26 protein-coding genes are annotated in these 25,965 nt (G+C 70.0%); 9 read left to right on the top strand and 17 right to left on the bottom strand.

Annotated elements, in window-relative coordinates; all coding sequences use genetic code 11:
- The first annotated feature begins 32 nt into the window (after positions 1 to 32).
- Together ACZ6I3_RS22750 and ACZ6I3_RS22745 are read left to right on the top strand one after the other, a co-directional pair.
- The gene (locus ACZ6I3_RS22750; protein WP_469416861.1) at positions 33 to 287 is read left to right on the top strand and encodes a type II toxin-antitoxin system Phd/YefM family antitoxin; all 255 of its coding nucleotides are present in this window, start codon (positions 33 to 35) and stop codon (positions 285 to 287) included.
- Entirely contained in the window at positions 284 to 532 is a 249-nt protein-coding gene (locus ACZ6I3_RS22745; RefSeq protein WP_469416860.1) for a type II toxin-antitoxin system RelE family toxin, read from the top strand. Before ACZ6I3_RS22750 ends, ACZ6I3_RS22745 begins: the two co-directional genes overlap by 4 nt.
- Positions 533 to 538: 6 nt before the next feature.
- Here ACZ6I3_RS22745 and ACZ6I3_RS22740 read toward each other — a convergent pair whose 3' ends face one another.
- Positions 539 to 1,357 (bottom strand): trans-aconitate 2-methyltransferase, encoded by an 819-nt coding sequence (locus ACZ6I3_RS22740; protein WP_469416859.1) that lies wholly within the window; start codon positions 1,355 to 1,357, stop codon positions 539 to 541.
- Positions 1,358 to 1,484: 127 nt separating this feature from the next.
- Between ACZ6I3_RS22740 and tamR the strand changes: the two genes are divergently transcribed.
- On the top strand, positions 1,485 to 1,982 hold the full coding sequence (tamR, locus tag ACZ6I3_RS22735) for a MarR family transcriptional regulator TamR (protein WP_215120920.1): 498 nt from the start codon (positions 1,485 to 1,487) through the stop codon (positions 1,980 to 1,982).
- Here tamR and ACZ6I3_RS22730 read toward each other — a convergent pair.
- Positions 1,941 to 2,708: a LuxR C-terminal-related transcriptional regulator gene (locus ACZ6I3_RS22730; protein WP_469416858.1), complete on the bottom strand. Its 768-nt coding sequence runs from the start codon at positions 2,706 to 2,708 to the stop codon at positions 1,941 to 1,943. The genes tamR and ACZ6I3_RS22730 overlap by 42 nt on opposite strands.
- A gap of 301 nt (positions 2,709 to 3,009) precedes the next feature.
- Between ACZ6I3_RS22730 and ACZ6I3_RS22725 the strand changes: the two genes are divergently transcribed.
- Positions 3,010 to 3,468 carry a GNAT family N-acetyltransferase gene (locus ACZ6I3_RS22725; protein ID WP_469416857.1) on the top strand — a complete coding sequence of 153 codons (459 nt, stop codon included), beginning with the start codon at positions 3,010 to 3,012 and terminating at the stop codon, positions 3,466 to 3,468.
- Between the two features lie 8 nt (positions 3,469 to 3,476).
- Here ACZ6I3_RS22725 and ACZ6I3_RS22720 read toward each other — a convergent pair whose 3' ends face one another.
- Positions 3,477 to 4,079: a Uma2 family endonuclease gene (locus ACZ6I3_RS22720; RefSeq protein WP_469417020.1), complete on the bottom strand. Its 603-nt coding sequence runs from the start codon at positions 4,077 to 4,079 to the stop codon at positions 3,477 to 3,479.
- A gap of 389 nt (positions 4,080 to 4,468) precedes the next feature.
- On the opposite strand from ACZ6I3_RS22720, the gene ACZ6I3_RS22715 reads away from it, so the two are divergent.
- The 3 genes from ACZ6I3_RS22715 (at position 4,469) to ACZ6I3_RS22705 (ending at position 6,734) form a co-directional block, all read left to right on the top strand.
- A complete protein-coding gene (locus ACZ6I3_RS22715; protein WP_469416855.1) occupies positions 4,469 to 4,924 on the top strand; it encodes a hypothetical protein in 456 nt (151 codons plus the stop codon).
- Positions 4,925 to 5,061: 137 nt separating this feature from the next.
- Positions 5,062 to 5,664, top strand: coding sequence for a hypothetical protein (locus ACZ6I3_RS22710; RefSeq protein WP_469416854.1), 603 nt, complete (start codon positions 5,062 to 5,064; stop codon positions 5,662 to 5,664).
- A complete protein-coding gene (locus ACZ6I3_RS22705) occupies positions 5,664 to 6,734 on the top strand; it encodes a hypothetical protein (protein ID WP_469417018.1) in 1,071 nt (356 codons plus the stop codon). The genes ACZ6I3_RS22710 and ACZ6I3_RS22705 overlap by 1 nt, the downstream gene beginning before the upstream one ends.
- 59 nt (positions 6,735 to 6,793) lie before the next feature.
- Here ACZ6I3_RS22705 and galK read toward each other — a convergent pair whose 3' ends face one another.
- The 3 genes from galK to galT are packed head-to-tail and all read right to left on the bottom strand — an operon-like array spanning position 6,794 to position 10,031.
- Positions 6,794 to 7,960 (bottom strand): galactokinase, encoded by a 1,167-nt coding sequence (gene galK, locus ACZ6I3_RS22700; protein ID WP_469416852.1) that lies wholly within the window; start codon positions 7,958 to 7,960, stop codon positions 6,794 to 6,796.
- Between the two features lie 26 nt (positions 7,961 to 7,986).
- Positions 7,987 to 8,949: a UDP-glucose 4-epimerase GalE gene (gene galE / locus ACZ6I3_RS22695; RefSeq protein WP_469416851.1), complete on the bottom strand. Its 963-nt coding sequence runs from the start codon at positions 8,947 to 8,949 to the stop codon at positions 7,987 to 7,989.
- The gene (gene galT, locus ACZ6I3_RS22690; RefSeq protein ID WP_469416850.1) at positions 8,946 to 10,031 is read right to left on the bottom strand and encodes a galactose-1-phosphate uridylyltransferase; all 1,086 of its coding nucleotides are present in this window, start codon (positions 10,029 to 10,031) and stop codon (positions 8,946 to 8,948) included. Before galT ends, galE begins: the two co-directional genes overlap by 4 nt.
- 164 nt (positions 10,032 to 10,195) lie before the next feature.
- On the opposite strand from galT, the gene ACZ6I3_RS22685 reads away from it, so the two are divergent.
- Both ACZ6I3_RS22685 and ACZ6I3_RS22680 read left to right on the top strand, forming a co-directional pair.
- Positions 10,196 to 11,875 (top strand): sodium:solute symporter family protein, encoded by a 1,680-nt coding sequence (locus ACZ6I3_RS22685; protein WP_469416848.1) that lies wholly within the window; start codon positions 10,196 to 10,198, stop codon positions 11,873 to 11,875.
- 48 nt (positions 11,876 to 11,923) lie between these two features.
- On the top strand, positions 11,924 to 12,238 hold the full coding sequence (locus ACZ6I3_RS22680; RefSeq protein WP_469416847.1) for a hypothetical protein: 315 nt from the start codon (positions 11,924 to 11,926) through the stop codon (positions 12,236 to 12,238).
- A 102-nt stretch (positions 12,239 to 12,340) separates the two neighbouring features.
- On the opposite strand, the gene ACZ6I3_RS22675 is transcribed toward ACZ6I3_RS22680, so the two are convergent.
- The 11 genes from ACZ6I3_RS22675 to ACZ6I3_RS22625 form a co-directional block, all read right to left on the bottom strand.
- On the bottom strand, positions 12,341 to 13,060 hold the full coding sequence (locus ACZ6I3_RS22675; RefSeq protein ID WP_469416846.1) for a hypothetical protein: 720 nt from the start codon (positions 13,058 to 13,060) through the stop codon (positions 12,341 to 12,343).
- Between the two features lie 149 nt (positions 13,061 to 13,209).
- Entirely contained in the window at positions 13,210 to 13,890 is a 681-nt protein-coding gene (locus ACZ6I3_RS22670; RefSeq protein ID WP_469416845.1) for a helix-turn-helix transcriptional regulator, read from the bottom strand.
- A gap of 238 nt (positions 13,891 to 14,128) precedes the next feature.
- Positions 14,129 to 15,910, bottom strand: a complete 1,782-nt coding sequence (locus ACZ6I3_RS22665; RefSeq protein ID WP_469416844.1) for an outer membrane protein assembly factor BamB family protein — start codon at positions 15,908 to 15,910, stop codon at positions 14,129 to 14,131.
- A 64-nt stretch (positions 15,911 to 15,974) separates the two neighbouring features.
- On the bottom strand, positions 15,975 to 17,750 hold the full coding sequence (locus ACZ6I3_RS22660; protein WP_469416843.1) for an outer membrane protein assembly factor BamB family protein: 1,776 nt from the start codon (positions 17,748 to 17,750) through the stop codon (positions 15,975 to 15,977).
- A gap of 191 nt (positions 17,751 to 17,941) precedes the next feature.
- On the bottom strand, positions 17,942 to 19,753 hold the full coding sequence (locus ACZ6I3_RS22655) for an ABC-F family ATP-binding cassette domain-containing protein (RefSeq protein WP_469416841.1): 1,812 nt from the start codon (positions 19,751 to 19,753) through the stop codon (positions 17,942 to 17,944).
- Between the two features lie 70 nt (positions 19,754 to 19,823).
- Complete coding sequence (locus ACZ6I3_RS22650; protein WP_469416840.1) at positions 19,824 to 21,044, bottom strand: HEAT repeat domain-containing protein; 1,221 nt, start codon at positions 21,042 to 21,044, stop codon at positions 19,824 to 19,826.
- Positions 21,045 to 21,110: 66 nt separating this feature from the next.
- On the bottom strand, positions 21,111 to 22,010 hold the full coding sequence (locus tag ACZ6I3_RS22645; RefSeq protein ID WP_469416839.1) for a 4-(cytidine 5'-diphospho)-2-C-methyl-D-erythritol kinase: 900 nt from the start codon (positions 22,008 to 22,010) through the stop codon (positions 21,111 to 21,113).
- The gene (rsmA, locus tag ACZ6I3_RS22640) at positions 22,007 to 22,894 is read right to left on the bottom strand and encodes a 16S rRNA (adenine(1518)-N(6)/adenine(1519)-N(6))-dimethyltransferase RsmA (RefSeq protein ID WP_469416837.1); all 888 of its coding nucleotides are present in this window, start codon (positions 22,892 to 22,894) and stop codon (positions 22,007 to 22,009) included. The genes ACZ6I3_RS22645 and rsmA overlap by 4 nt, the downstream gene beginning before the upstream one ends.
- Before the next feature lie 50 nt (positions 22,895 to 22,944).
- Positions 22,945 to 24,354 (bottom strand): ubiquitin-like domain-containing protein, encoded by a 1,410-nt coding sequence (locus tag ACZ6I3_RS22635; protein ID WP_469416835.1) that lies wholly within the window; start codon positions 24,352 to 24,354, stop codon positions 22,945 to 22,947.
- Between the two features lie 131 nt (positions 24,355 to 24,485).
- Positions 24,486 to 25,367: a TatD family hydrolase gene (locus ACZ6I3_RS22630; RefSeq protein WP_469416833.1), complete on the bottom strand. Its 882-nt coding sequence runs from the start codon at positions 25,365 to 25,367 to the stop codon at positions 24,486 to 24,488.
- An 80-nt stretch (positions 25,368 to 25,447) separates the two neighbouring features.
- A complete protein-coding gene (locus ACZ6I3_RS22625; protein WP_469416832.1) occupies positions 25,448 to 25,867 on the bottom strand; it encodes a hypothetical protein in 420 nt (139 codons plus the stop codon).
- Positions 25,868 to 25,965: the final 98 nt, after the last annotated feature.

Raw genomic sequence — 25,965 nt, 5'->3', positions numbered from 1 at the left:
TCACAACATTAACCTTGTGGCATCATGTGTCCATGACTGAGATCACGATCAGCTCCGCCCGTTCCCAGCTCGGCGACCTGGTCCGGCGCGCGGCCCACAGCCGCGAGACCATCGCCATCACCGACCACGGCCATGTGGCCGCGCTGCTCGTGTCTCCCCAGGTGATAGAGGATCTCGAAGACGCTCTCGCAGTCGCGGACTACCAGCGGCGCAAGGCGGAGGGCACGCTGGGCGAGGGCATCCCCATGGCCGAAGTGCGCAAGCGGCTGGGGCTCGACGAGAAGTGACCTACAAGATCATCTTCGAGCCGCATGCACTCGACGTCGCAGCGCGGTTCTTGAAGGAAGACCCTCGCGGCCTCGCCGCCGTTCTGGACAGGATCGACCAGCTCGCCGACGATCCTCGGCCGGCGGGAACGGTCCCCTACGGAATGGACATCCGTCGCCTCCGAGTCGGCGACTACCGCGTCCTCTACGTCATCGACGACGAGGTGATCCGCATCCTCATCACCCACCTCGGCCGCACCGCCTGACCACAGTCACCCCCGCTTCCGAGCCACCGCGAAAACCCTGCGGAACGGAAACGGGGTGCCGTGCCGCCCCGCCGGATAGGCCTCGCGCAGGGCAGCCCCGTACTCCGCCTGGAACTCGGCCCGCGCCTCGGGCTCGTCGGCGAGTGCCGTGAGCACGGGCCGCAGCCCGGTCCCCTTCACCCAGTCCAGCACCGGGTCCTCGCCCTCCAGCAGATGGACGTACGTCGTCTCCCACACGTCGGCCGCGCAGCCGAGGGACGTCAGGCGCTCCAGACAGGCCTCGGGTGCGAGGACGGCGTCGGCGTGGCGCAGGGTGCCGGCGAGCCGGTCGCGCCAGCGCGGGGAACCGGCGATTTCGCGCATGAGCCGGTGGCTGGGGGCATCGAAGTTCCCGGGCACCTGGAAGGCGAAGGTGCCGGACGGTTTCAGCCCGGCCACCCAGTCGGCGAACCGCTCGACGTGCCCCGGCACCCACTGCAGCGCGGCGTTGCTGACGATCAGGTCGTACGGCTCGGCCGGCGCCCAGGTGCGCACATCGGCGTGGGCGAAGTCGAGGCGCCCCCCGCCCGGCGTGGGGCCCTGGTGATCGACGTGGGCCTTGTCGAGCATCTCGGGCGAGTTGTCGTAGCCGGTGATCCGGGCGGTGGGCCAGCGATCGGCGAGGAACCGCGTGACGTTGCCGGGGCCGCAGCCGAGGTCGGCGATGCGGGGCGCGCTGCCGGGCAGCTCGGGGACACGGGCGAGGAGGTCGGCGAAGGGGCGGGCGCGGTGGCCGGCGTGCCGGAGGTACTGGGCGGGGTCCCAGGCGGGGGTGGCAGCGGGCATGAAGTCCTCCAGATGTCCTGGTGGTGACCGTCAGGGCGCACGTCCACGGTGACATCGTAAATATCTCGACGTCAAGAAAATGGACGTCAAGAGACTCTACGTCGACACAACCACTACACTGATCGCCATGGAGGACGAGGTCGACCGGCTGGTCGCAGCATGGCGTCGGGAGCGCCCGGACCTCGACGTGGAACCGCTCGAGGTGCTCAGCCGTGTGAGCAGACTGGCCCGGCATCTGGACCGGGCACGTCGGCTGGCCTTCTCGGAGCACGGCCTGGAGCCGTGGGAGTTCGACGTCCTGACGGCCCTGCGCCGCGCGGGCACGCCGTATCAGCTCTCGCCGGGGCAGCTCCTCACCCAGACCCTGGTCACGTCGGGCACGATGACGAACCGCATCGACCGCCTGGCGAAGAAGGACCTGGTGGAACGCCTCCCCGACCCCAGCGACCGCCGAGGCGTCCTGGTCCGGCTGACGGACGAGGGCAGGGACCGCGCGGACCAGGCCCTGGCGGGACTGCTGGACCAGGAGCGCGCGATCCTCGCGGAGCTCTCCCGGGCCCAGCGCGGCGAACTGGCGGGGCTGCTACGCCAGCTGACCGCCCCGTTCGACAACATCCCCGGCTAGGTCGACGGGCCCGACTCCGGCCCGCCGGGCCAGGGCGACGGCGGCGAGCGTGGAGTGCACGCCCAGCTTGCCCAGCACGTTCTGCATATGGGTCCGCACGGTGTGCGGCGACAGATACAGCCGCTCGGCGACGGCCTTCCGGCCCAGCCCGGCGACCATGCACCGCAGCACTTCCCGCTCCCTCGGCGTCAGCGACTCGACCAGCCGCTCGCTCTCGGTGCGGTGCTTGCGCGCGGCGGTGAGCTCCCGCAGTACGCCGGTCAGCAGAGCGGGCGGCAGATGGGTCTCGTCGCGCAGCACCCCTCGGATGACGGTCAGCAGCCGGGACAGCGAGCAGTCCTTCGCCACCCACCCCGAGGCCCCGGCCTGCAGGGCCAGGGCGGCCCGGCGCGGGTCGTCCTTCTCGGCGAGCACGACGATCCGTACGTTCGGCTGCGCGGAGCGCACGCCCGTGACGAGGGAGATCCCGTCGACGAGCCCGTCCTCGTTGCTCTCCTGCACCGGCACGGCCGGCCGTATGCCCGGCACCATGCCGCCGAGGTCGGCGTCCACGAGCAGCACGTCGAAGCGCCGCCCCTCGGCGACCGCCCGCTCCAGGCTGCGCAGCGCGGCCGGACCGCTGCCGGCCGCGGAGACGTCGACATCGGGCTCTGCGGCCAGGGCCGCGGCGAGTGACTCGGCGAAGATGCGATGGTCGTCGACGACCAGGACTCGGATGCGAACCACGTAACCCCCTTCCCCAGGCTCCTGAGAGCAGGGGATTCCCCATCGTCGGAACACGAACCCGCACGGGTACGACGCCGGAGTGCCCGGCCGCCGCGTCCGTCCGTTCGTCTCGCAGCGGCCTGACCGGGTCGCCGCAGCCGCACGGCCGCCGCCGTGCAGACACCGCTACCCCCACCCCGGGCGTCGTACCCGGCTGTCTCGCCCCCTGATCGGCACCGGCCCCCACCGGTGCTGTTCATCAGGGTACGGGCGGGGGCCGGGAGCGGAAGGTTATTTGCAGAACTGACTGTCCAGCACGTTTATGGTGTGCCGCATGTTCCGTCTTGAGACAGAAGTCGACAAGGCCCGACGTGATCTGCTCCGCACACGCCTGCGGGAAGCGAACACAACCGCCTCCCCGATCCTGCGAGCCCTGCGCGGAACTCCGGACGAAAGGGACGTCCCGTTGCACGTGTGGGCTGTGAACGACTCGGACGACGCTCTGGCCGGCGGCCTCGTCGGCTACACCTGGGCGACCTGGCTCCACGTCACCTACCTCTGGGTCGACGAACGCCACCGCGGCACGGGCCTCGGCGCGGCCCTGCTCCGCGAGGCGGAACGCATCGCCGCGAACACCCGCGGCTGCCACTCGTCCCGCCTGGAGACCTGGGACTTCCAGGCCCCGCGGTTCTACGAGAAGCAGGGGTACGAGGTGGTGTGCGTGATCCCGGACTATCCGCCGGGGATCACGGAGTACTTGCTGACGAAGAGGCTGGGGTGAGGCGGCGGTCAGAGTTCGTCGAGTGTGTCCGAGGTGATGTCGATGTCGATGTCGTACGGCACGCCGAGCTTCAGCTGGTCGCGGTGCGTGCCGGTCGGCGCGTATGTCCTGGACACGGGGTCGAGTTCGTAACTGCGCACCACCGGCTGCTGCTTCGCGCCGCTCGTCTCGACCAGCCAGAAGTGCGGGATGCCTGCGGCGGCGTACTTGTGGGGCTTGGTGTCCCGATCGCGGGCTTCGGAGTCCGGGGAGACGACTTCGACGGCGAGCAGGACGTCGGAGGCCTTGAAGCCGGTCTGTTCCCGGCCGGTCACGGCGTCGGCGTGCACTACGCAGATGTCGGGCTCGGGACCGTTGCGGCGGTCCAGCACGACGGTCATCGCACGGCGGACCTTCATCTTTCCGGGTGCCGTGCGACGCAGGCCCATCACCAGAAGGTCGATCACAGTGCTGTGAGAATCCCGCTGCGGACCGACGAAAACCAGGCTCCCGTCGATCAGCTCGGTGTGCGGCGGGAGGTCGGGCGACGCGAACAGGTCGTCCACGGTGTATCCGTCCCGGGGCGGCACCGGCCGGCGGCAGCCGGGGTCGGCAGTCGACTCGGCGGTCATGACTCCTCCCATGAGCGGGATTCTGGGCCTGCCCCCTCACAGCAGCCGCCTGATTCGGCGTGCGTCATCACAAAGAGTGATCGGTGGCCGGACGGGCGCAGAACGCGGGGGCAAGGCCCAGCCGGGGGCGGCCGAAGCCCTGGGCAGTTCGGCGATGCGGCCCGCCGATAGCGTTGGTTCGCTTGAGTTATCCCCCACAGCGACGGGAGTGCACAGTGAACCGCCCCGCCCGGCTCGTGTCAGCCGCGCTCACCGCATCCGCGGCCATACTGCTCACCGCCTGTGGGTCGGAAGGATCTGAGACAGCGTCGGCCCGGCCGTCCGGGTCTGCTTCTGCGTCCGCACCGAGGGACGGGATCGAACGGCCGGAGATCAAGCTTCCCGCCGACATGAAGCTGGTCTTCGAGGGGCAGCGGACCGGCGACGCCGCCAAAAACGCGATCCTGGCGGACAACGAACGAGCCGAGAGCACGGTGTGGCAGGCCATGGCGTACGGCGACATGAAGAAGTCGGGTATGGCCTTCTACTTCACGGACAACGCCCTGGTCGGCGTCTACGAGTACGCGAAGGGCGCCATCAACAAGAAGACCAGTTGGGCCGGCACCCTGCGGTACTTCGACCGCAAGGTGACCGTCTTCGACGACAGGAAGTCCGCCGCTCTGACGTACTGCGTCGACGAGAGCAAGGCGGACCTCAAGAACCGCGAGACGAACAAGATGCAGGGCACCAAGACCACGCCTGACAGCTACGTCTTCTACAACCTCGGCCTGAAGAAGAACGAGGACGGTGTCTGGCAGACGTGGGATCTCACCGAGGACCGGGGCTCCCGGAAGTGTCAGCCCTGACACTTGGTGCAAATGCTGCGCTGGCAAAGGAGCATGGCCGCTCCGATAGCGTTGGTTCGCTTGAGTTAACTTCACCTCAACGGGAGAACTGAGTGAATCGCCTCGCCCGGCTCGCAGCAGCCGTGCTCACCGCATCCATGGCCGTGTTGACAACCGCATGCGGGTCAGGAGGAGGCGACTCGTCCTCCGACCCGATCAAGGGTGCGGGCGCCGACGACGGCAGGACGTCGGCCAGCCCCTCCGCCGTGGCTTCGCCGGGCAGCGCCAAGCGGCCGGAGATCAAACTGCCCAAGGAGTTCCAGGCGGACTTCGAGAGCTGGACGAACAGCGATCCCAAGCTTCAGGCGATCCTGAACGACGGCCGCGAGGAGCTGCGGTCGAAGTACGCAGCGATCATCGAGGCAGACCCGGAATCGGACGCGGTCGTGTTCTACAACTCCGACGCCACCCAGGCGACTGCCCGCAAGTGGATCAAGCAGTTCACGGACGACGACGACAGCATTGTCGGCAAGGTCAGGGTCTTCGATCCCCAGGTTCACATCAGCGACACCGGTTCGGGTGTGCTCTTCTACTGCGTCGACGAGCGCCAGGCGTCCACGAAGAACCGCAAGACCGAGAAGACCGTCAGGACTCCGGACAAGCCCGAGTCGCTGGTCCAGTACCGCCTCCGGTTGGACAAGACCTCCCAGGGTGTATGGCAGACCACGTCACTGACCACCGTGCCGGGGGCGTGCAGCTGATGCGATTCGCGGCGAAGGCGGGCGCTGTCCTCGCAGCCTCGGCGACCACCCTTGTCCTGTCGTGCACGGCGGGATACGCCATCGGTGAAGACGAGTCACAGGCGCCGCCTTCGGGCGGGGCCGGCGGCGCGTCCGGCAGCACGCTGACGGCATCGGCCGCCACCACGCGTATCGAGGTCACGCAGGAGAGCGGCGGCACAGGCAAGTCCACCCAGCCGCTCGCCCCGGTGGACCCCAACTGGGAGCCGCCCGCGTGCTGGTACGAGCCCGTGGCGACGCCGCAGCAGCTCAAGGAGGCAGTGGGCCGGCTCAAGAAGAACCCCAACGGCGATCTGGTTCCCGTGACCCCTTCGCTCAGCTGGGGCGAGGATCTCATGGTGGACCACTACGAGAAGGGGGAGGACAACACCGACAGCGGGTTCAGCTACAAGAATTACAACCTCGGCAAAGACGGAATGTTCTGGCGCGGGGTGATCAACAAGAACCGGGAGAACGACGACGAGTCGTACGACTGTGAACGCACCCTGTTCTGGCAGAACGCCAACACTCTCCCCGACGACGACAACGCTCCCACCCCTGACGTCCTCGCCGGCTACGCGTACGACAAGATCAACGTTCCGCGGACCGAGGTCGAGCTGAAGCCCGCGACCAGGTCGACCGTGAACCTGCCGACCTGGGTGTGGCTGGACAAGGCGGCCTTCAAGGAGGTCAGGGTCCGTGCCGAGCTGCCCGATGCCGGTGTCTGGGCGGAGACCACGGCCAAGCCGGTCGCCCTGCATCTGAATCCCGGCACCGAGGACGCCGAGACCTACCCTGCGTCTGGCGACTGCGCGATCAACGACGACGGCTCCATCGGCATGCCGTACACCAAGGGCGATGCGAGCCGGACTCCGCCGTGTGGCATCCGGTATCTGCGGGCCACGAACGGTACGCCGTACGAGCTCAAGGCGTCGGTCACGTGGCAGATCTCCTGGGAAGGCTCCGGCGGCGCGCGGGGCGATCTGCCGGACGGGACCTTCGAGACGACCCAGGCGATGACGGTCCGGGAAATCCAGTCCGTCAACCGCTGAACCCACGCGAGAGGATCGGGCGCCCTCGATGTGAGGGCGCCCGGCTCTCCGCCTGGATGTCAGCGCAGGCGCCGCGCCCCCGCCGAAGGCACCGCCTCGAACACGCGCGGTGTCGTGAAGCCCGCCGCCGCGAAGGCTTCGGTCACCGCCTTGGTGATGGCGTCGACGTCCGTCTCCTCCGCGAGGACGATCGCCGAGCCGCCGAAGCCGCCGCCGGTCATGCGGGCGCCCAGGGCGCCGGAGGCGAGGGCCGTGTCGACGACCAGGTCGAGTTCGGGGCAGGAGATGCGGAAGTCGTCGCGGAGGGACGCGTGGCCCTCGACCAGGATCGGGGCGATCGCGCGGGTGTCGTCGCCCGATTCCAGCAGGGACACCACCCGTTCGACGCGCTCGTTCTCCGTGACGATGTGGCGGACCAGGCGGCGGACCTCCTCCTCGTCGCCGAGGCGGGACAGGGCCGCGTCCAGCTCGCCGTAGGGGACGTCCCGGAGCGCGTTGACGCCCAGCAGCGCCGCGCCCTTCTCGCAGCCCGCGCGGCGCTTGCCGTACTCGCCCTCGCTGTGGGAGTGCTTGACCTGCGTGTCGACCACGAGGAGGCGCAGGCCCTCGGCCGCCAGGTCGAAGGGGATCTGCTTCTGGGAGAGGTCGCGGGTGTCGAGGAAGAGGGCGTGGCCGGCCTCGCAGCACGCCGACGCCGTCTGGTCCATGATGCCGACCGGGGCACCGACGTAGACGTTCTCCGCGCGCTGGCACAGGCGGGCCAGCTGCCAGCCCCGGAGGCCGAGGGAGAAGAGGTCGTTCAGGGCGAGCGCGACCACGACCTCCAGCGCCGCCGACGACGACAGGCCCGCGCCCGAGGGGACGGTGGAGGAGAGGTGGATGTCCGCGCCCGTGACCGCGTGGCCGGCCTCGCGCAGGGCCCAGACCACGCCCGCCGGGTACGCCGTCCAGTTCTTGTCCGACTCCGGGGACAGGTCGTCGAGGCTCAGCTCCGCCACTCCGCCCTCCACGTCCGCCGAGTGGAGGCGCAGGACGCCGTCCTCACGGCGTGACACCGCCGCCACCGCCGTGTGCGGCAGGGCGAACGGCATGACGAAGCCGTCGTTGTAGTCGGTGTGCTCGCCGATGAGGTTGACGCGGCCCGGTGCCGCCCATACCCCGTGCGGTTCGGTGCCGTACAGCTCGCCGAACCGTGCGGCGACCGTCTCCGCCACAGCCTCGCTCATGCCTGTCCCCTGACTTTCCGTACGTCCTAGTTGCCGCGCCGCTGCGCGAAGTCCCACGCGTCCGCGACGATTCCCGCGAGGTCCGCGCGGGACGGGTTCCAGCCCAGCTTCTCGCGGGCCGTGGCGGCCGAGGCCACCAGGACCGCCGGGTCGCCGCCCCGGCGGGGGGCTACCACTTCGGGGATCGGGTGGCCGGTCACGGTGCGGACCGTCTCGATGACCTCGCGGACCGAGAAGCCGTTGCCGTTGCCGAGGTTGCAGATGAGGTGCTCGCCGGGGGTGGCGGACCGCAACGCCAGCAGGTGGGCCTCGGCGAGGTCCGCGACGTGGATGTAGTCGCGCACACAGGTGCCGTCCGGCGTCGGGTAGTCGTCGCCGAAGACGGAGATCGCCTCGCGCCTGCCCTGCGCGACCTGGAGGACCAGCGGGATCAGGTGGGACTCGGGGTCGTGGCGCTCGCCGTGCTCGCCGTAGGCGCCCGCCACGTTGAAGTAGCGCAGCGAGACCGCGGCGAGACCGTGGGCGGCCGCCTCACCCGTGATCATGTGGTCGACGGCGAGCTTCGAGGCACCGTAGGGGTTGGTGGGGGACGTAGGCGCCGACTCGACGATCGGGACCTGCTCCGGCTCGCCGTACGTCGCCGCCGTGGAGGAGAAGACGAGCCTGGCCACGCCCGCCTCGCGCATCGCGGCCAGCAGGGCCATGGTGCCGCCGACGTTGTTGTCCCAGTACTTCTCCGGCTTCACGACCGACTCGCCGACCTGCGAGAAAGCGGCGAAGTGCAGCACGCCGTCGAACGAGGAGTCCAGCCATTTGGCGGCATCGCGGATGTCGCCCTCGATGAAGGTGACGCCCGCCGGGACGCCCTCACGGAAGCCCGTGGAGAGGTTGTCCAGGACGACGACCTCGTGGCCCGCCTCCAGCAGGTGCTGGGCGACGACGCTGCCGACGTAGCCCGCACCGCCTGTCACCAGGTACTTCCCGCTCATGAACTCGCTACCTCTCGCAGTCGCTCGGCCGCGCGCTCCGGCGGCACGTCGTTGATGAACACGTTCATGCCGGACTCGGAACCCGCGAGGAACTTCAGCTTGCCGGAAGTGCGGCGGATGGTGAAAAGCTCGAGGTGCAGTGCGAAGTCCTCACGCACGACCCCGTCGAACTCCTCCAGCGCGCCGAAAGGTGCCTGGTGCCAGGCCGCGATGTACGGCGTCGGAGGCTCACCCTCGGTGCTTTCCCCACCGTCCCCGCCATCGAAGATCCGGTCGAAGCGCCTCAAGAGTTCCAGATAAATCTTGGGAAACTCTGTGCGCGCGTCCTCGTCCAGACCGAGCAGGTCGGGCACCCGGCGCTTGGGGTAGAGGTGCACCTCGTACGGCCAGTGCGCCGCATAGGGCACGAATGCCACCCAGTGTTCACCCTCCAGGACGACCCGCTCGTCGGCGAGTTCCCGCTCGAGGATCGCGTCGAAGAGGTTCTCCCCGCCCGTCATCTCCTTGTGGGTCGCGACGGAGCGGAGCATCAGGGCGGTGCGCGGGGTGGTGAAGGGGTAGGCGTAGATCTGCCCGTGCGGGTGCTGGAGGGTCACACCGATCTCGGCACCGCGGTTCTCGAAGCAGAAGACCTGTTCGACGGAGGGGAGATGGGACAGCTCCGACGTACGGTCCGTCCACGCCTCCAGCACCAGGCCCGCCTGCTCCTCGGTGAGGCCGGCGAAGGAGACGTCGTGGTCGGAGGTGAAGCAGACGACCTCGCAGCGGCCCGAGTCCCCGGCCAGCGAGGGGAAGCGGTTCTCGAACACGACGACGTCGTACGACGAGTCCGGGATCTCGCTCAGCCGATCACCCTCGGAGGGGCACAGGGGGCATTCGTCGGCCGGCGGATGGTAGGTGCGGCCCTGGCGGTGCGAGGCGATGGCGACGGAGTCGCCGAGCAGGGGGTCGCGGCGGACCTCGGACGTCGTGACGGTGCGGTCCAGGGGGCGGCGGTCGGCCGCGTCGCGCACGGTGTCGTCGCGCAGGTCGTAGTAGATGAGCTCGCGACCGTCGGCCAGCCGGGTCGAGGTCTTCTTCACGCCGGACTCCTCATCCTTCAAACATAACCAAACATATAAAAACATCGATCCCCCCACCCGTCAACATCACAATCCAACAAAGAGCATCAGTGGGCGTGTTCAATTGCTGAACGCGGAGGCGTAGATTCCGCGACGTATCGGTTCGCGCAACGAAGCGAGGGCTAGTGCAAACCCCCACATATCTATCGGCCGAGCTGCGACTCCCCACGAACTGGCTCGACTACACGCTCCTCGGCATCTACTTCGTCGTCGTCCTCGGCATCGGCTTCGCCGCCCGCCGTTCGGTGAAGACGAGTCTCGACTTCTTCCTCTCCGGCCGCTCCCTGCCCGCCTGGGTCACCGGTCTGGCCTTCATCGCCGCCAACCTGGGCGCCACCGAGATCCTGGGCATGGCCGCCAACAGCGCGCAGTACGGCGTCTACACCACGCACTGGTACTGGATCGGCGCCATCCCGGCCATGGTCTTCCTGGGCCTGGTGATGATGCCCTTCTACTACGGCTCCAAGGTCCGCTCGGTCCCCGAGTTCCTGCTGCTGCGCTTCGACAGGCCGGCGCATCTGCTGAGCTCGATCCTGTTCGCCTTCGCCGCGATCCTCATCGCCGGGGTCAACCTCTACGCCCTGGCCATCGTCGTCGAGGCGCTGCTGGGCTGGCCGGAGTGGGTGGCGATCGTCGTCGCCGGCTTCTTCGTGCTCGCGTACATCACGCTCGGCGGCCTGTCCTCGGCGATCTACAACGAGGTCCTGCAGTTCTTCGTCATCCTCGCCGCGCTCATCCCGATCGCGGTCCTCGGACTGAAGAAGGTGGGCGGCTGGGACGGCCTGTCCGACTCCCTCACCGCCTCACGCGGCGCCGACTTCATGACGTCCTGGGGCGGTACGGGCATCGGCAGCGACAACCCGCTGGGGGCGAACTGGCTGACGATCGTCCTGGGCCTCGGCTTCGTCCTCTCCTTCGGCTACTGGACGACAAACTTCGCCGAGGTGCAGCGCGCCCTGTCCGCGAAGAACCTCTCGGCGGCCCAGCGCACCCCGCTCATCGCCGCGTTCCCGAAGATCTTCATCGTGTTCCTGGTGATGATCCCGGGTCTGGTGGCCGCCGTCCTGGTCCCCAAGATCGGCACCTCCGGCTCGGACCTCCAGTACAACGACGCGATCCCGTACCTCATGGCACAGCTGCTGCCGAACGGTGTGCTGGGCATCGCCGTCACCGGCCTCCTCGCGGCGTTCATGGCGGGCATGGCGGCGAACGTGTCGTCGTTCAACACGGTGTTCACGACGGACATCTGGGCGAAGTACGTGGTCCGGGGCCGCGAGGACGAGTACTACGTGCGCTTCGGCCGCCTCATCACCGCGATCGGCGTCCTGGCCTCCATCGGCACGGCGTTCCTGGCCCGCTCCTTCTCGAACATCATGGCCTACCTGCAGACCCTCTTCTCCTTCTTCAACGTGCCGATGTTCGTCGTCTTCATCATCGGCATGTTCTGGAGGCGGGCGTCGATGAAGTCGGGCTTCTGGGGGCTGCTCGTGGGCACCACCGCCGCGATGATCAACTACTTCGTCCTCTACAAGCAGGACATCGTCGACATCCCCACCGACCAGGGCGCCAACTTCGTCTCGGCGATCGCGGGCTTCGTCGCGGGCGCGGTCGTCATGGTGGCGGTGTCACTCTTCACCGCGCCGAAGCCGGCCGAGGACCTCCAGGGCCTGGTCTACGGCACGACCTCGCCCGGCATGACCGAGCCGCCGGCACCGGGGGACGAGGCCTGGTACCGCAAGCCGGCGCTGCTCGGCTGGGGCGCGATCGTGCTGGCCGCGGCCTGCTACATCCCGTTCTCGTTCTGACCGTTCCCGTTATGACCGTTCCCGGTCTGACCGAGGGAGGATTGACGTATGTCCGAGTTCTACTCCGACAAGGACGTGCAGCGGGAAGTCACCGAGCTGCAGGGCAAATCGGCGACGGCCGCGCGGCTGTTCGACATCCGGCGCATCATCGGTGGGCTGTTCGTGGTCTACGGCGTGATCGTGACGATCGCGGGGTTCACGGCGTCCGATGCCGACATCGACAAGGCCGAGGGGGTCAACATCAACCTGTGGACCGGGTTGGGGATGCTGCTGCTCGGGGTGTTCTTCCTGGTGTGGCTGAAGCTGCGGCCTGCGGCGCCGCCGCCTCCGGATGTTGTGCCGGGGGACGAAGCGGGGGAGTGACGGCTGAGCTCCGGGGTGGGTGACTGGGCGCCGGCTTCTTGTTCGTGAGACTTCTGCTTCCGGTGCCCTGGTGGACGGGGAGCGGCTGCGGTCGGCAGGCGGCTACATCCGCCGGTCTCCCTGCCAGGTGACCGACGTCATCGAGGCGAGACCGCCGTTGGCGATGCCTCGGTACGTCACCGTCCGGGCCGGGCCGATCTCCCGAGCGAGACGCTCCGACAGGTCCCTGCCTTCCTCGAACAGGCATTGCCACTCGTCGTCGTCGCCGTCGTTCATCAGCGTCGTCTCAATCGCCGCCTTCCACTGGAAGAAGGCGGCCACGAGATCATCGGACAGATGGATGGCGGCAGCGGCATCGTCCGGAGCGAAGCTTCCGAAACCCTCCGCGTGCAGTGGGTACAGCCCGTACTCGCCCTCGACGGTGAGGTCGAGTGGGTGCGGGGGTGGGTCATGGGCGTCGACGGCCCGGTGGAGCCGATCGCACCCCCAGCACACGAGCTTCTCGTCCTGGTGTCGTTCGTCCCAGAAGCGCACCACCCAGCAGGGGCCGAGGTGCTTCGCCACCAGACGGGCGATGTCCAGCCCCTGCTTGACGTGCTTGCGCAGGGCCGGGCGAGCCTCGAACCCGTCGGCGGGACGGGTCCGGTTCCACTCGCTCAGCCGGCGCGCCACATCGTCGGGCAGTTCGAGCACATGGTCGTCGACCGGGAGGGCGCGGGTGAAGTCCTCGACGCGGGCGAACGCGGGGGCGTCCGTGGCGTACAGCGGCGAGGCGTCGCCACGGGCGCGTACGAGGAGGTGCTCAGGATCCCCGTGAATCATGCCGGATTCGCCCCAATCACCCGTCCCTCACTCTGGTCCCCGATGGTGATCGCCACTCGGTGGATCGGCACGCCACGCTGGGCGAAGTCTCCGCCGTGGCGGAAGACGACGTGGACGAGGCCCTGCTTCACGTCGTCGGCACCACCCGCTCACTGCTCCCGCGACACCGGCCCCGCCCGGTCCAGCAACCCCGTCCGGGCCGCCAGTGCCGCTGCCTCCAGGCGGGAGCCCACGCCCAGTTTCATCAGGACTCGCTGGACGTGCGTGCGGGCGGTGGAGGGTGCGATGCCCATGCCCGCCGCGATGAGGCGGGTGTCCTCGCCGTCGGCTACGCGGACCAGGACCTCCACCTCGCGCGGCGTGAGCATCTGGAGCAGGCGCTGGCCCTCGTCGTCCGGTTGGGCCGCTGGGTTCAGCAGTTCGCTGAACGCGCCCTGGAGCAGTTGCGGCGCCACCGCCGCCTCGCCCGCCCTGGCTTTCATGATGGCCCGCTCGACGCCCTCTATGCGCTCGTCATGCCGGACGTAGCCGGAAGCCCCCGACGCGAACGCCGCCGCGATACCGCGGGGGCTCGGCACCGGGCCCAGCACCAGCACCGCCACCTGCGGACGCTCCCGCTTGATCCGCACCACCGGATCGAAGATGCCCGGCTCCGCCGGCGTGGCCGTCCCCAGCAGGCACACCTCCGGCGCTCGTGTGATCACCAGCTCCGCCGCCCCCGCGGCCGGCGCCGCCGCGGCCAGCACCCGGTGCCCCCGCAGCTTCAGCGCGGAGGCCAGTGCCTCGGCCAGCAATCGGTGGTCGTCGACCACCATGAGCCGCACTCCCATCGAGCAACCCCCCAGTCACTCCAGTCCCCCCAATGGAAGCCCCCCGGCTCCCCCGCCTTCATGCCCCCGGAAGCTACACGCTTGTTCGACGTTGCGCTCCCCTACCCGCGAGAATCGCCCCGGATCGCCGAAATTCCTCTCATTCGAGGTTGACTGAGCCAAACGCGAACGGTCCCGCCCCTGAACAGGGGCGGGACCGAAAGCAACCTCAGTCGATCACCAGATGATCATCGGACGATCAGCCCGTACCGAACCCGACCGCCAGATACTCCTTGTCACCCGTGGAAGAGCGCTTGCTCGCGTACACCTTCGACATGTACAGACGCCCCTCGGCGTACAGGAACTCCGAGTAGTCCGGCGACATACTGGCCTCCACATCGCGCACCTGCTCCGACGCGGGGTTCTCCAGCAGCTTCGTCTCCTTGAAGCTGCCCCCGTCGATGCTCACGATCTGCCCGCCCTTGTCGTACGGCGGCCGCTTGTACGCGATCAGGTTGCCGCCGTCCATGCGCAGCGGCGAGATCGTGTAGCCGTCACCCGCGTCGGCCCGCTGCCCGGTCTGCTTGCCGGTGGTGAGGTCGAAGGAGACGATCTCGTTGGTCTGGCTGTACTCGCCCTTGCCGTCGTGCTCCTCGGTCGGGATGTACAGCCGGTCGTTGCCGACGGCCAGCTGGTTGCAGTACTCGATGCGGGTGATGCCCTCGCAGCGCGCGGCGAACTGCTCGCCCGGTGCCGAGATACGGGTCCGCAGCTTGCCGGTCTTGTTGTCGATGGAGAAGAAGTCGGAGATGCCGCTGCCGTCGCCCGCGGAGTCGCCGACGTCGGCGGCCACCACGAGCGGGTTGGTCGACACGACGCTGGCGTACTCGATGCCCTCGGCCATCTTGTACTCCGAGATCACCTTCCCGGACTTCGGGTCGATGGTCTGGATGTGCAGCTGCCGCTGCTCGTACGAGCCGCACTTGCGCACCGCGACCAGCTTCTCGCCGCCGCCGTACCCGGCGTCGTAGCAGGAGTCGCTGGGCTTGGGGCTCCACAGCAGCTTGCCGGAGACGTCGAAGGCGGCGCCGCCGCTGCTGCTGCCGACGGCGACGGTCTTGCCGCTGATCGTGACGTTGTCGAAACTGATCAGCTGGTCACCGGTCTTGGCCGTCTTGGTCCACAGCTCCTTGCCCGCGTCGAGATCGATCAGGGCGACCTGGCTGCACCCGTGTGAGGGGTCGGCCTTGGTCGGCATCTCGGGCTGGTAGAGGATCGCCGTCTTGTTGTCCTCGGTGACATGGCGGCTGGCCTGGCAGACGGGGCCGTCCAGCGGGATCGTCCACTGCTTGCCGCCCGTGTCGCGGTCGTAGCCGACGATCTGGGCGATGCCGCTCTTGGCGTACGTCTTGTCGGTGAGCCACGAGCCGGAGACGACGACCGTGCTGTCGTTCTTCACCTCGGGCGCCGGGACCTGGAAGAGGACCTTGGCGCCGGGGTCGGACGGTGCCTTCTCCTTGCCGCCGGAGGTGGTACCGCCGTTGTCGTCGTCCGTGCCGCCGGTGCTGCCGCCGGAACTGGCGGTGTCGTCCTTCTTCCCGTCGTCCTTGGACGAGGAGTACCAGACGCCGCCACCGATGATCAGGGCGATCGCCACGACCGCCGCGACGATGATCGCCAGCTGCGCGTTGAACTTCTTGCCGCCGCCGGGCTGTCCAGGCTGTCCCGGGTGTCCCGGGTGTCCGGGCTGCGGCTGGAGCGGCATGGTCCCCTGCGGATAGCCGTAACCGGGCTGACCGTAGCCCGGTTGCCCGTATCCCGGCTGGCCCGGCTGTCCGTAAGGCGCCTGCGGCGGCTGCCCGTACGCCCCGGGCTGCTGACCGGGATAGCCGTAGCCGGGCGGCGGAGACTGCGGCGGCTGTGGTGGCGTCTGGGGAGCCTGCGGATAGCCGTACCCCGGCTGCGGCGGCTGGTCCTGGGGCGGCCCGAAGCCGCCACCGGACGGGGGCTGTTGGGGCGGCGGGGGCGGCGGCTGGGTCATGACGTGAGCACCTCGGGGATGGGGAGGGACGACGACGAAGTGGGGAGAGAAGAGGGGAGAAGAGTCACTTGCCGTAGGCGAGCATCAACTTCTCCTTCGTCTCGTCGTTTCCGCTCAGCCGGGTGGTCGAGATGTAGAAGCGCCCGCCGGCCCAGTCGATGTCCCTGGAGAAGAAGCCGTTCTCGATGTCGGCCGCGCCCTGCGGGTTCTGCAGCAGCTTGACCGGCTTGTGGGCGCTGCCGCCGGTCGGGATGGACACGACCTGGCCGCCCCCGTCGTACGAGGGCTCGATGTAGGCGATGAGCTTTCCGCCCTCGGTCCTCATCGGCAGCATCGACTCGTCGGACGGGGACTTCACCCGCCACTTCTCCTTGCCGTTGGCGAGGTTGACCGCGACGATCTCGTTGGCACCGGTGGTCGCCTCGGTCGGCAGGTAGAGCGTGGTGTCGTCGGCGGCGACGCCCTGGCAGCCCTGGAGGTCACGTTCGAGGATGGCCCAGCCGCACTCGGGGGCGAAGTCCTCGTCGAAGCCGACCTGCGAGCGGAACTTGCCGCCGGAAGTGAAGGAGGAGATGTTCCAGGACTTCTTCTCCTCGTTGGTGCTGTAGATGACCAACGGGCTCACGGAGTAGACGCGCGCGACCCGCCAGCCCTTGTCGAACGGCTGGGTCCACTTGACGTCGCCGGTCTTCGGGTCGAGTTCCTGGACCTCGTCGTGCTCCTTGTCGCCGCCGGCACCGCAGGAGGAGACGGAGATCAGCTTCTCGCCGCCGGCGAACGCGGCGGGGAAGCAGGCTTGGCCGTACTTCTTCTTGTCGAAGAGCTTGTCGCCGTTGGTGACGTCGTACGCCGTGCCCGACTGGGAGCGGCCCACCATCAGCGTGGTGCCGGTGACGGACAGTTCGACGGAGAGCGTGGAGTCGAACAGGGCGCCGTCGGCGACCTCTTCCTTCCAGCCCTTCTCGCCCGTGGCGAGGTCGATCTCCTGGAGCTGGTTGCACTTGGCGCGGTCGCTGCTGCCGCTCATGTAGGCGACGACGATCTTGTCTTCCGCCGTCTTCTCCGGAGTGGTCGCGCAGATCTTCTGCGGGAAGGTGATCGTGTCCCACGTCGGCTTGCCGTCGCCGACGTTGTACGCGAAGAGCTGCTTGTACGCCGCCTTCACCGCGGTCTTGTCGGTGATCCACATGCCGGCGGCGTCGGCGCCGGACTTGGGCGCGTCGGGCGCCTCCTTGTACCAGAGGACCTTGGCCTCGCCGGCCCGGCGGCCCTCGTTGAGGTTCTCCGGGTCGTCGCCGCCGTCGCCCTTGCCGTCACCGGGGTTGACCGGGTCGGAGGCGCCGGACTTGCCGTCGCTCTGCTGGGCGACCGGCTTCTTCTTGCCCTTGCCGTCGTCGCCGCCGGTGACCGCCCACACCGTGCCGCCGACCACCAGCAGCGCGGCGACCGCGGCACCGATGATCATCGCGGGCTTGCCCTTGAAGGGGTTGCCCGAGCCGCCCCCGGGCGGGGTGCCGGGCGCGCCGGGGTACTGCGGCTGGGGCGGGTAGCCGTAGCCGGGCTGACCGTACGGTCCCGGCTGCTGCGGCTGGCCGTAGGGACCGGAGTTGTACGGGCCCGGCTGGCCGTAAGGCCCGGGCTGCCCGGGCTGCTGCGGATAGCCGTACCCCGGCTGCGGGGGCGGCGGCGTCTGCGGCGGGCCCTGCGGGGGCGGCGGCGTCTGCGGCGGGCCCTGGGGTGGCGGCGGGGTCCCCGGTGCCCCGTAGCCACCGCCCTGCGGCGGCTGGTTCTGCGGTGCTCCGAAGCCACCGTGCGGTGGCTGACTGGGCGGCTGAGTCATCAGCGGCTCCCCCGTTCGATCACTGATTTTTAGCCACGCCCTGAGGTACGCGATGGACTCAGAGTCGTTTCATAAAGTTCTAAGACGGCTCTTTCTATCACTCCGTTCCCACAGCAGAGCGGGCCGATCATCCCCTGTTCCCAAGGGAGGACCGGCCCGTGATGCCGCCGTTATGCGTCTTCACGCACCCTTCACGCGTCCTCGGCGAGTTCCAGCCAGCGCAGCTCCAGCTCCTCGCGCTGACCCGCCAACTCGCGCAGTTCGGCGTCCAGTTCGGCCACCTTCGCGAAGTCCGTGGCGTTTTCGGCGATTTGAGAGTGAAGCTTGGTCTCCTTCTCGGAGACCTTGTCGAGCTGCCGCTCGATCTTCTGGAGTTCCTTCTTGGCGGCGCGCTGGTCGGCGGCGCTCTTCTCCGGAGCCGCCGTCTGCGGCGCGACGGCCGGGCCGGAAGAGGAGGCCGCGGCCTCCTCCATGCGCTTGCGCCGCTCCAGGTACTCGTCGATGCCGCGCGGCAGCATCCGCAGCGCGCCGTCGCCGAGCAGGGCGAACACCCGGTCGGTGGTGCGCTCGATGAAGAACCGGTCGTGGGAGATGACGATCATCGAGCCGGGCCAGCCGTCGAGGACGTCCTCGAGCTGCGTCAGCGTCTCGATGTCGAGGTCGTTGGTGGGCTCGTCGAGGAAGAGGACGTTGGGCTCGTCCATGAGCAGGCGCAGCAGCTGGAGCCTGCGGCGCTCACCGCCGGACAGGTCGCCGACCGGCGTCCACTGCTTCTCCTTGGTGAAGCCGAACGTCTCGCACAGCTGCCCGGCGGTCATCTCGCGCCCCTTGCCGAGGTCGACGCGCTCGCGCACCTGCTGCACGGCCTCCAGCACGCGCGTGCTCGGCTCGAGTTCGGCGACCTCCTGGGAGAGGTAGGCGAGCTTGACGGTCTTGCCGACCTTGACCTGCCCGCCCACGGGCTGCGCCTCGCCGTCGGTCCGGGACGCCTCGGCCATGGCCCGCAGCAGGGAGGTCTTCCCGGCGCCGTTGACTCCGACGAGACCGATCCGGTCGCCGGGACCGAGCTGCCAGGTGACGTGCTTGAGGAGGACCTTGGGGCCCGCCTGGACGGTGATGTCCTCCAGGTCGAACACGGTCTTGCCCAGCCGGGTGGATGCGAACTTCATCAGCTCGCTGCTGTCCCGGGGCGGCGGTACGTCCTTGATGAGCTCGTTGGCGGCCTCGACGCGGAAGCGCGGCTTGGACGTACGGGCGGGGGCCCCGCGCCGCAGCCAGGCCAGCTCCTTGCGGACGAGGTTCTGCCTCTTGACCTCCTCGGTGGCGGCGATGCGCTCGCGCTCGGCCCGGGCGAAGACGTAGTCGGAGTAGCCGCCCTCGTACTCGTAGACCGCGCCGCGCTGGACGTCCCACATGCGGGTGCACACCTGGTCGAGGAACCAGCGGTCGTGGGTGACGCAGACGAGGGCGGACCGGCGGACCTGGAGGTGCCGGGCCAGCCAGGAGATGCCCTCCACGTCGAGGTGGTTGGTGGGCTCGTCGAGGACGAGCAGGTCCTGCTCCTCGATGAGCAGCTTGGCGAGGGCGATACGGCGCCGCTCACCGCCGGACAGCGGCCCGATGACGGTGTCCAGGCCCGCGGGGAACCCCGGCAGGTCGAGCCCGCCGAACAGGCCGGTCAGCACGTCCCTGACCTTGGCGTCGCCCGCCCACTCGTGGTCGGCCATGTCGCCGATGACCTCGTGGCGGACGGTCGCCTCGGGGTCGAGGGAGTCGTGCTGCGTGAGCACGCCGCTGCGCAGTCCGCCGGAGTGCGTGACGCGCCCGGTGTCGGCCTCCTCCTGCTTGGCGAGCATCCGGATCAGGGTGGTCTTGCCGTCGCCGTTGCGGCCCACGACACCGATGCGGTCCCCTTCGGAGACGCCGAGGGAGACGCCGTCGAGCAGGGCGCGGGTGCCGTACACCTTGCTGACGTTCTCGACATTGACCAGATTGACGGCCATTACTCTCCTGACAGGGGGGACGATCGACCCTCCAGGGTAGTCGGGCGGCGGGGTGCTCCGGCCGGGGTGTTCAGGAGCCCTCGGCGTCCTCCCGGCGGCGCTGGTAGCGCCACACGTCCATCAGCCTCTCGTCGAACGGCAGCTCCGGGTCGAGGGGGCCGATCCGGTGCTCGGCCTCCACACAGCGCGGATCGTCGCGGTAGGCCAGCCCGGACACGGCACAGATGCGAATCGGCTGCCGCTCGTCACGGGTGAGGGCGACCAGCGCGTCCCCCACCTCGGGCTCGCTCCCCTGGTAGTGCCCGAGCCAACGGCACGCGGCCTCTCGCACGCCGGGATCCTCGTCGCGGGCCAGGGTGAGTACGGCGGTGAGGCTTTCGGGGCGGTGCACGGTCTCCGGCACCAGTGCGCGCACCCTCGGGTCCGGGTGGCTGAGGTGCGACAGCCCGACGGTCTCGATCTCGGGGGCGCTGTCGTGGGTCATCGCGTTCAGGAGGGCGGCCAGTACCTCCGGGTCCTCCTCGTGTTCGGCCCAGGGCACCAGTTCCCTGCCCCGGTCCCAGAACGGGTCGCTCTGCCTGACGAAGTCGCCGAGGATCAGGAACAGCAGGATTTCCGCGGCAAGCAGGCGGTGCAGCCGGTCGGGGTGGTTGAGGAGGTCCCGGGTCCACTGCCAGGTCTCCTCGTCCAGCCGGCGGCCGAGGGTGAACACCACGTCCGACCAGACGACGTGGTCCCGGTCCGGATGGGCGATGGCCCGGTCCACCAGTTCGTCGAAGGGCGTGCGGATGCCGTAGAGGGCCTCCATGGACGTGAGGACCGCCCAGTGCTCGTCACGCACGGTCGTTCCGCCGAGCGTGAGCTGCTCGCACCACCAGCCGACCTCGTCGTCAACGACCCTGATCCGCTCGACGGGCCCGGTAAGGCCGGTGATGCGGCGCAGCTCGGCCTCGGCGCCCGCCTCCGACCAGCGCCGGGCCCGGGCCAGCAGTTCGGCGCGCGCAGGTGCCGGGAGCGGAATCCGGCTGGTGGCGAGCGCGTAGGTCAGGAGGTGTGCCCCGCCGTCCACGGCCCGCAACAGCGGGGTGCTCCCGTCGGGCAGCCGGCGCAGGGGGTCGGCGCCGCCCTGGAGGAGGGCCTCGGCGACGGGTTCGTCGTAGGCCGCCACGGCCAGGCAGAGAACCGGGAGCCCGTCCGTCCCATCGAGGGTGTCGGGGTCGGCCCCGGACTCCAGCAGAGCCCGGACCTCGTCGGCGTCTCCACGCCGTACCGCCGCGATCAGTTCCCGCATGCCCGTGCCCCCGCCCTCGATACGACCGGCGGAGCCTAAGCGCCCGGCAGCGGCCGCCGCACGCGATTAAAGCCCGGCGACCATCGCCCCGGGCGTCGGCCCCGACGCCGTCCGCACGGTCCGGCACGTGCCCGAGGACAGCAGCGCCTGCGCCACCGCGGCCGCCGACTCCGGGTCGCGGACGAGGAACGCCGTGGTCGGGCCGGAGCCGGAGACCAGGGCGGCGAGGGCGCCCGCGGCGCGGCCGGTGGCCAGGGTGCCGGCGAGGTCCGGGTAGAGGGACAGGGCGGCGGGCTGGAGGTCGTTGGAGACGGCGGCGGCGAGCGCGTCCGGGTCGCCCTTCGCCAGGGCCGCGAGGAGTTCCTGGGAGGCGACGGGCTCAGGGATGTCCGTGCCCTCGCCGAGCCGGTCGAACTCGCGGAACACGGCCGGGGTGGACAGGCCACGCTCGGCCATGGCGAACACCCAGTGGAAGGCGCCGCCGGTCTCCAGGGGCGTCAGCTGCTCGCCCCGCCCGATGCCGAGGGCCGCCCCGCCGACCAGGCTGAACGGCACGTCGCTGCCCAGCTCGGCGCAGATGTCGAGCAGTTCGTCACGGGAGGCGCCGGTCTCCCACAGCGCGTCGCAGGCGACCAGGGCGGCGGCGCCGTCCGCGCTGCCGCCCGCCATGCCGCCGGCGACGGGGATGTCCTTGGCGATGTGGACGTGGACGTCGGGGCTGCGGCCGTGGCGTTCGGCCAGCGCGATCGCCGCGCGTGCGGCCAGGTTCGTACGGTCCAGGGGGACCAGGTCGGCGTCCGGGCCCTCGCAGGTGACGCGGAGTTCGTCGGCCGGGGTCACGGTGACCTCGTCGTAGAGGCTGACGGCGAGGAAGACGTTGGCCAGGGGGTGGAAGCCGTCTGGTCGGGCTGGGCCCACCGCCAGCTGGACGTTGACCTTGGCGGGGACACGGACCGTGACGCTCACACGGGCTCCTTCTCCTGGTGCTGGTTCGCCTTGTGCTCGGCGATACGCGCGAACTCTTCCACGGTCAGGGACTCGCCCCGGGCCTGCGGCGACACCCCGGCGGCGACGAGGGCCTCCTCCGCTGCGGCGGCGGAACCGGCCCAGCCGGCGAGCGCGGCCCGCAGCGTCTTGCGGCGCTGGGCGAAGGCCGCGTCGACGACGGCGAACACGTCCTTCCTGGAGGCCGTCGTCTTGATCGGCTCGGTGCGGCGGACCAGGGAGACCAGACCGCTGTCGACGTTGGGCGCCGGCCAGAAGACGTTCCGCCCGATGGCGCCCGCGCGCTTGACCTCGGCGTACCAGTTGGCCTTCACGGAGGGCACGCCGTACACCTTCGAGCCGGGGTCGGCGGCGAGCCGGTCGGCGACCTCCGACTGGACCATGACGAGCGTGCGGTCGATGGTCGGGAAGGTGGCGAGCATGTGCAGCAGCACCGGGACGGCCACGTTGTAGGGCAGGTTGGCGACCAGCGTGGTCGGGGCCGGGCCCGGCAGCTCCGTGACGTGCATCGCGTCGGAGTGGACGAGGGCGAACCGGTCGGCGCGCTCCGGCATGCGGGCCGTGATGGTCGCGGGCAGCGCGGCGGCCAGCACGTCGTCGATCTCGACGGCCGTGACGTGGTCGGCGGCCTCCAGCAGCGCGAGGGTGAGGGAGCCGAGCCCCGGGCCGACCTCGACGACCACGTCGTCGGGCCGGACCTGTGCGGTGCGGACGATACGGCGGACGGTGTTCGCGTCGATCACGAAGTTCTGGCCGCGTTGCTTGGTGGGGCGTACGCCGAGGGCGGTCGCGAGTTCGCGGACGTCGGCGGCGCCGAGGAGGGCGTCGGGGGCGGGGCTGGTCACGGGGACAAGGGTACGGGGGCTTCGAACGCGGCCACGCCGGGCGGCCGTCCCTACCCGTGCAGCCGCCCCCCGCAGTGCGGCCAGGGACTCGCGCCCCGCCGTACGTACAGCTTCTTCGCGCGGTACGTCTGTTCCGCCGCCGGGGCGTCCTGGGGGCGGCCGCTGCCGCCGAGGGACTGCCAGGTGTGGGTGTCGAACTGGTAGAGGCCTCCGTAGGTGCCCGAGGAGTCGACCGCGTCGGGGCGGCCGCCGGACTCGCAGGCCGCGAGGCCCTGCCAGTTGAGGTGGTCGGCGCCCTGCACGGACGTCGGCCGGGGCTTCGTGCCGACCTTCACCTCCTGCGGGCGCGGCTCACGCACCACCTCGGCCCTGATCCGGCGCGGCTTCTGCTTGACGCCGTTGACGGTGCGCAGGGAGTACGTGACCCGGCGCAGGCCCGCCTCGCCCGCGCGCTCCACGACCTCCGTGCCCTGGAACAGGGTCGGATCCTCGCTGCGCCGCGTCTGGAAGGGGATCGCCTCCTCGCGGACCTCCTTGCCGCCGGTGATCCGCAGCACCGTGACGGTCTGCCCGTCGCGAGGGAAGCTGCCCTGCGGGACGGACGTGGTGTCCTGGCCGCGCAGGGTGATCCCGGCCTCGTCCACGGCCTCCCGCACGGTCGCCGCGTTGGTGCGGACGGTGCGGGCCCGGCCGTCGGCCATGACCGTGACCGTGCGCTCGGTCCGCACGTCCAGTGCGAGCCCCTCACGGCCGATCTGCCGGGAGCGCGAGGTGGACAGGTACGCGCCCTCCTGACGCACCCCCAGCTCTCGGAGTGCCCCCGCCACCGTGTGTGCCGTCGTCCACACCTCGCGCCGGTGCCCGTCGAGGGTGAGCCGCACGGGGCGGGCGTAGTGCACGGCGACCTCGTCGCCGCTGGCGATCTCCGTGCCGGGCCCGGGCGCCACCACGTCGTGGGCGCCGACCTCGACGCCCTCCTGCGACAGCAGCTCGGTGACGTCGTCGGCGAAGGTGTGCAGCGTGCGTGCCTTGCCGTCGACGTTCAGCTCGATCGCCTTGTCCTTGGCGACGAACGCCGTGGTGCCGCCCGCCAGGAAGGCGACGACCAGGGCCTGCGGGAGCAGCCGCAGCATGGAGCCGTCCGAGCGCTCGGCGTACCGCGCCTTGCGCCGGCGTGCGGACCGGCGGTGTGAGCCGTTGCGCGCCGCGGCGCGGGCTTCAGCGCGGGCTTCGGCGCGTGTCGGGCGTACGACGGACACCGGTGCCGATCCAACCTCGGGTTCGACCTCGGGGTCGGCCTCGGATCCGAGCTGCCCCGGCGCGCCCTGCCGGGGCAGTCCGGGCAGGGGCGGCGGCTCCTCGTAGGCGGGCCGGTAGGTGTCCTCGTAGACACCGTCGAAACCGCCACGCACCGGCTCCGCGCAGGCCGGGCCATACGTCTCGTACTGCGAGTTGCTCACGCCGACACGCTCCAGGGGCCGGAGGGGGTCCAGAGGGGTCCGGATCGGGCCCCCAGAACCTAGCGGAGCGGTCGTCACTCTCCAAAGCGACGCGACTACGCACAGTCGTGCGGTGAGGTCGGCGGTGTGGGTCAGTAACCGAAGGCGCGTGCCGTGTTCGCCGCGAGTGCCGTGGCCAGCGTGTCCTCGTCGGCGCCGCGCACCTCGGCCATGGCCCGCACCGTGATCGGCACGAGGTAGGGGGCGTTGGGCCGCCCGCGGTACGGCGCCGGTGTGAGGAAGGGCGCGTCCGTCTCCACCAGCAGCAGCTCCGGCGGGGCCACCGCCACCGCGTCCCTCAGGTTCTGGGCGTTCTTGAAGGTGACGTTGCCGGCGAAGGACATGAAGTAGCCCGCGCTCGCGCAGATCTCCGCCATCTCGGCGTCGCCGGAGTAGCAGTGGAAGACGGTCCGCTCGGGGGCGCCCTCCTCCTTCAGGACGCGCAGGACGTCGGCGTGGGCCTCGCGGTCGTGGATGACCAGGGCCTTGCCGTGCCGCTTGGCGATCTCGATGTGGGCGCGGAAGGACCTCTCCTGCGCCTCCTTGCCCTCGGGCCCGGTGCGGAAGTAGTCGAGGCCCGTCTCACCGACGCCCTTGACCTGCTCCAGCGCGGCCAGCCGGTCGATCTCGGCGAGCGCGTCGTCCAGGGCCGCCTGCCCGCCCGGTTCCCGCGCCCCCTGCCGGGACCAACCGTCGGGGTCGCCGTGCACGATGCGGGGCGCCTCGTTCGGATGCAGGGCGACCGTCGCGTGGACGGCGTCGTACGCGGCTGCCGTCTCGGCGGCCCACCGCGAGCCCTTGAGGTCGCAGCCGACCTGGACGACCGTCGTCACTCCGACCGAGGCCGCCTTCGCCAGCGCCTCCTCGACCGTGCCGGACTGCATGTCCAGGTGGGTGTGGGAGTCGGCGACCGGCACCCGGAGGGGTTCCGGGAGCGGGGGCGCGGCGTTCTTGCCGGAGTCGTTCGAAGGCATGCCCCGATCCTACGAAAGGGGTACGCCCTCCCCGATGGGGGAGGACCGGGGAGGGCGTCGGACAAGGGGAGCCGGACGGGTCAGCTCGCCTTGCGCTGGAAGGGGTGGAGCAGATCGGACAGATGCCAGTGGTGGTGCTCGGGCTCTTCCCGCCCGTCCGCTCCACTGTCCTCGGCGTCCGCCTCCGCCGGCCCGCCGGGCGGCGGCACGCGGCGGGGCCTGCGCGCGGCGTTGCGCGCCGACTCGACACGCCCGGGCCGCATGATCCGTACGACGTGGCCGTCGCAGTTCTGGCACGTGGGCTTGGACAGGGGTGAGGGCACGACCTTGCCGTCCGCCACGTAGAGGACGAACTCGTGCCCGGCGGCGTCCGTGTGGTGCTCTATCTCGTACGACTGCTCCCAGCCGTGCCCGCAGCGCATGCAGGCGAAGGAGTACGACTCGTTGACGACGGCGGTCGCACCGGCGCGGAGCCCGGTCTGCCCTGCGATCTCAGTCATGCCAGCTCCTGTTGTCCGCTGTGGCGTGAGGACGATTCCGTCCCCGCAACCCAGTGGACTCCTCCGCCGGTCCGAAGGCAGCAGACCTGTCGACTATT

The organism is Streptomyces sp. NPDC041940 (genome assembly GCF_055589465.1).
This window is presented reverse-complemented; position numbering and strand designations above follow the sequence as displayed.

What these genes read in the sequence shown, in the direction of transcription:
- ACZ6I3_RS22680 (WP_469416847.1), top strand. Translation starts at nt 11,924, where the DNA reads ATGTCCGAGTTCTACTCCGACAAGGACGTGCAGCGGGAAGTCACCGAG.
- tamR (WP_215120920.1), top strand. Translation starts at nt 1,485, where the DNA reads ATGGAGGACGAGGTCGACCGGCTGGTCGCAGCATGGCGTCGGGAGCGC.
- ACZ6I3_RS22630 (WP_469416833.1), bottom strand. Translation starts at nt 25,367, where the DNA reads ATGCCTTCGAACGACTCCGGCAAGAACGCCGCGCCCCCGCTCCCGGAA.
- galK (WP_469416852.1), bottom strand. Translation starts at nt 7,960, where the DNA reads ATGAGCGAGGCTGTGGCGGAGACGGTCGCCGCACGGTTCGGCGAGCTG.
- ACZ6I3_RS22650 (WP_469416840.1), bottom strand. Translation starts at nt 21,044, where the DNA reads ATGCGGGAACTGATCGCGGCGGTACGGCGTGGAGACGCCGACGAGGTC.
- ACZ6I3_RS22710 (WP_469416854.1), top strand. Translation starts at nt 5,062, where the DNA reads ATGGCCGTGTTGACAACCGCATGCGGGTCAGGAGGAGGCGACTCGTCC.
- ACZ6I3_RS22625 (WP_469416832.1), bottom strand. Translation starts at nt 25,867, where the DNA reads ATGACTGAGATCGCAGGGCAGACCGGGCTCCGCGCCGGTGCGACCGCC.
- ACZ6I3_RS22715 (WP_469416855.1), top strand. Translation starts at nt 4,469, where the DNA reads ATGAAGCTGGTCTTCGAGGGGCAGCGGACCGGCGACGCCGCCAAAAAC.
- ACZ6I3_RS22660 (WP_469416843.1), bottom strand. Translation starts at nt 17,750, where the DNA reads ATGACTCAGCCGCCCAGTCAGCCACCGCACGGTGGCTTCGGAGCACCG.
- ACZ6I3_RS22675 (WP_469416846.1), bottom strand. Translation starts at nt 13,060, where the DNA reads ATGATTCACGGGGATCCTGAGCACCTCCTCGTACGCGCCCGTGGCGAC.
- ACZ6I3_RS22725 (WP_469416857.1), top strand. Translation starts at nt 3,010, where the DNA reads ATGGTGTGCCGCATGTTCCGTCTTGAGACAGAAGTCGACAAGGCCCGA.
- ACZ6I3_RS22655 (WP_469416841.1), bottom strand. Translation starts at nt 19,753, where the DNA reads ATGGCCGTCAATCTGGTCAATGTCGAGAACGTCAGCAAGGTGTACGGC.
- ACZ6I3_RS22740 (WP_469416859.1), bottom strand. Translation starts at nt 1,357, where the DNA reads ATGCCCGCTGCCACCCCCGCCTGGGACCCCGCCCAGTACCTCCGGCAC.
- ACZ6I3_RS22720 (WP_469417020.1), bottom strand. Translation starts at nt 4,079, where the DNA reads ATGACCGCCGAGTCGACTGCCGACCCCGGCTGCCGCCGGCCGGTGCCG.
- ACZ6I3_RS22665 (WP_469416844.1), bottom strand. Translation starts at nt 15,910, where the DNA reads ATGACCCAGCCGCCGCCCCCGCCGCCCCAACAGCCCCCGTCCGGTGGC.
- ACZ6I3_RS22750 (WP_469416861.1), top strand. Translation starts at nt 33, where the DNA reads ATGACTGAGATCACGATCAGCTCCGCCCGTTCCCAGCTCGGCGACCTG.
- ACZ6I3_RS22670 (WP_469416845.1), bottom strand. Translation starts at nt 13,890, where the DNA reads ATGGGAGTGCGGCTCATGGTGGTCGACGACCACCGATTGCTGGCCGAG.
- ACZ6I3_RS22705 (WP_469417018.1), top strand. Translation starts at nt 5,664, where the DNA reads ATGCGATTCGCGGCGAAGGCGGGCGCTGTCCTCGCAGCCTCGGCGACC.
- galE (WP_469416851.1), bottom strand. Translation starts at nt 8,949, where the DNA reads ATGAGCGGGAAGTACCTGGTGACAGGCGGTGCGGGCTACGTCGGCAGC.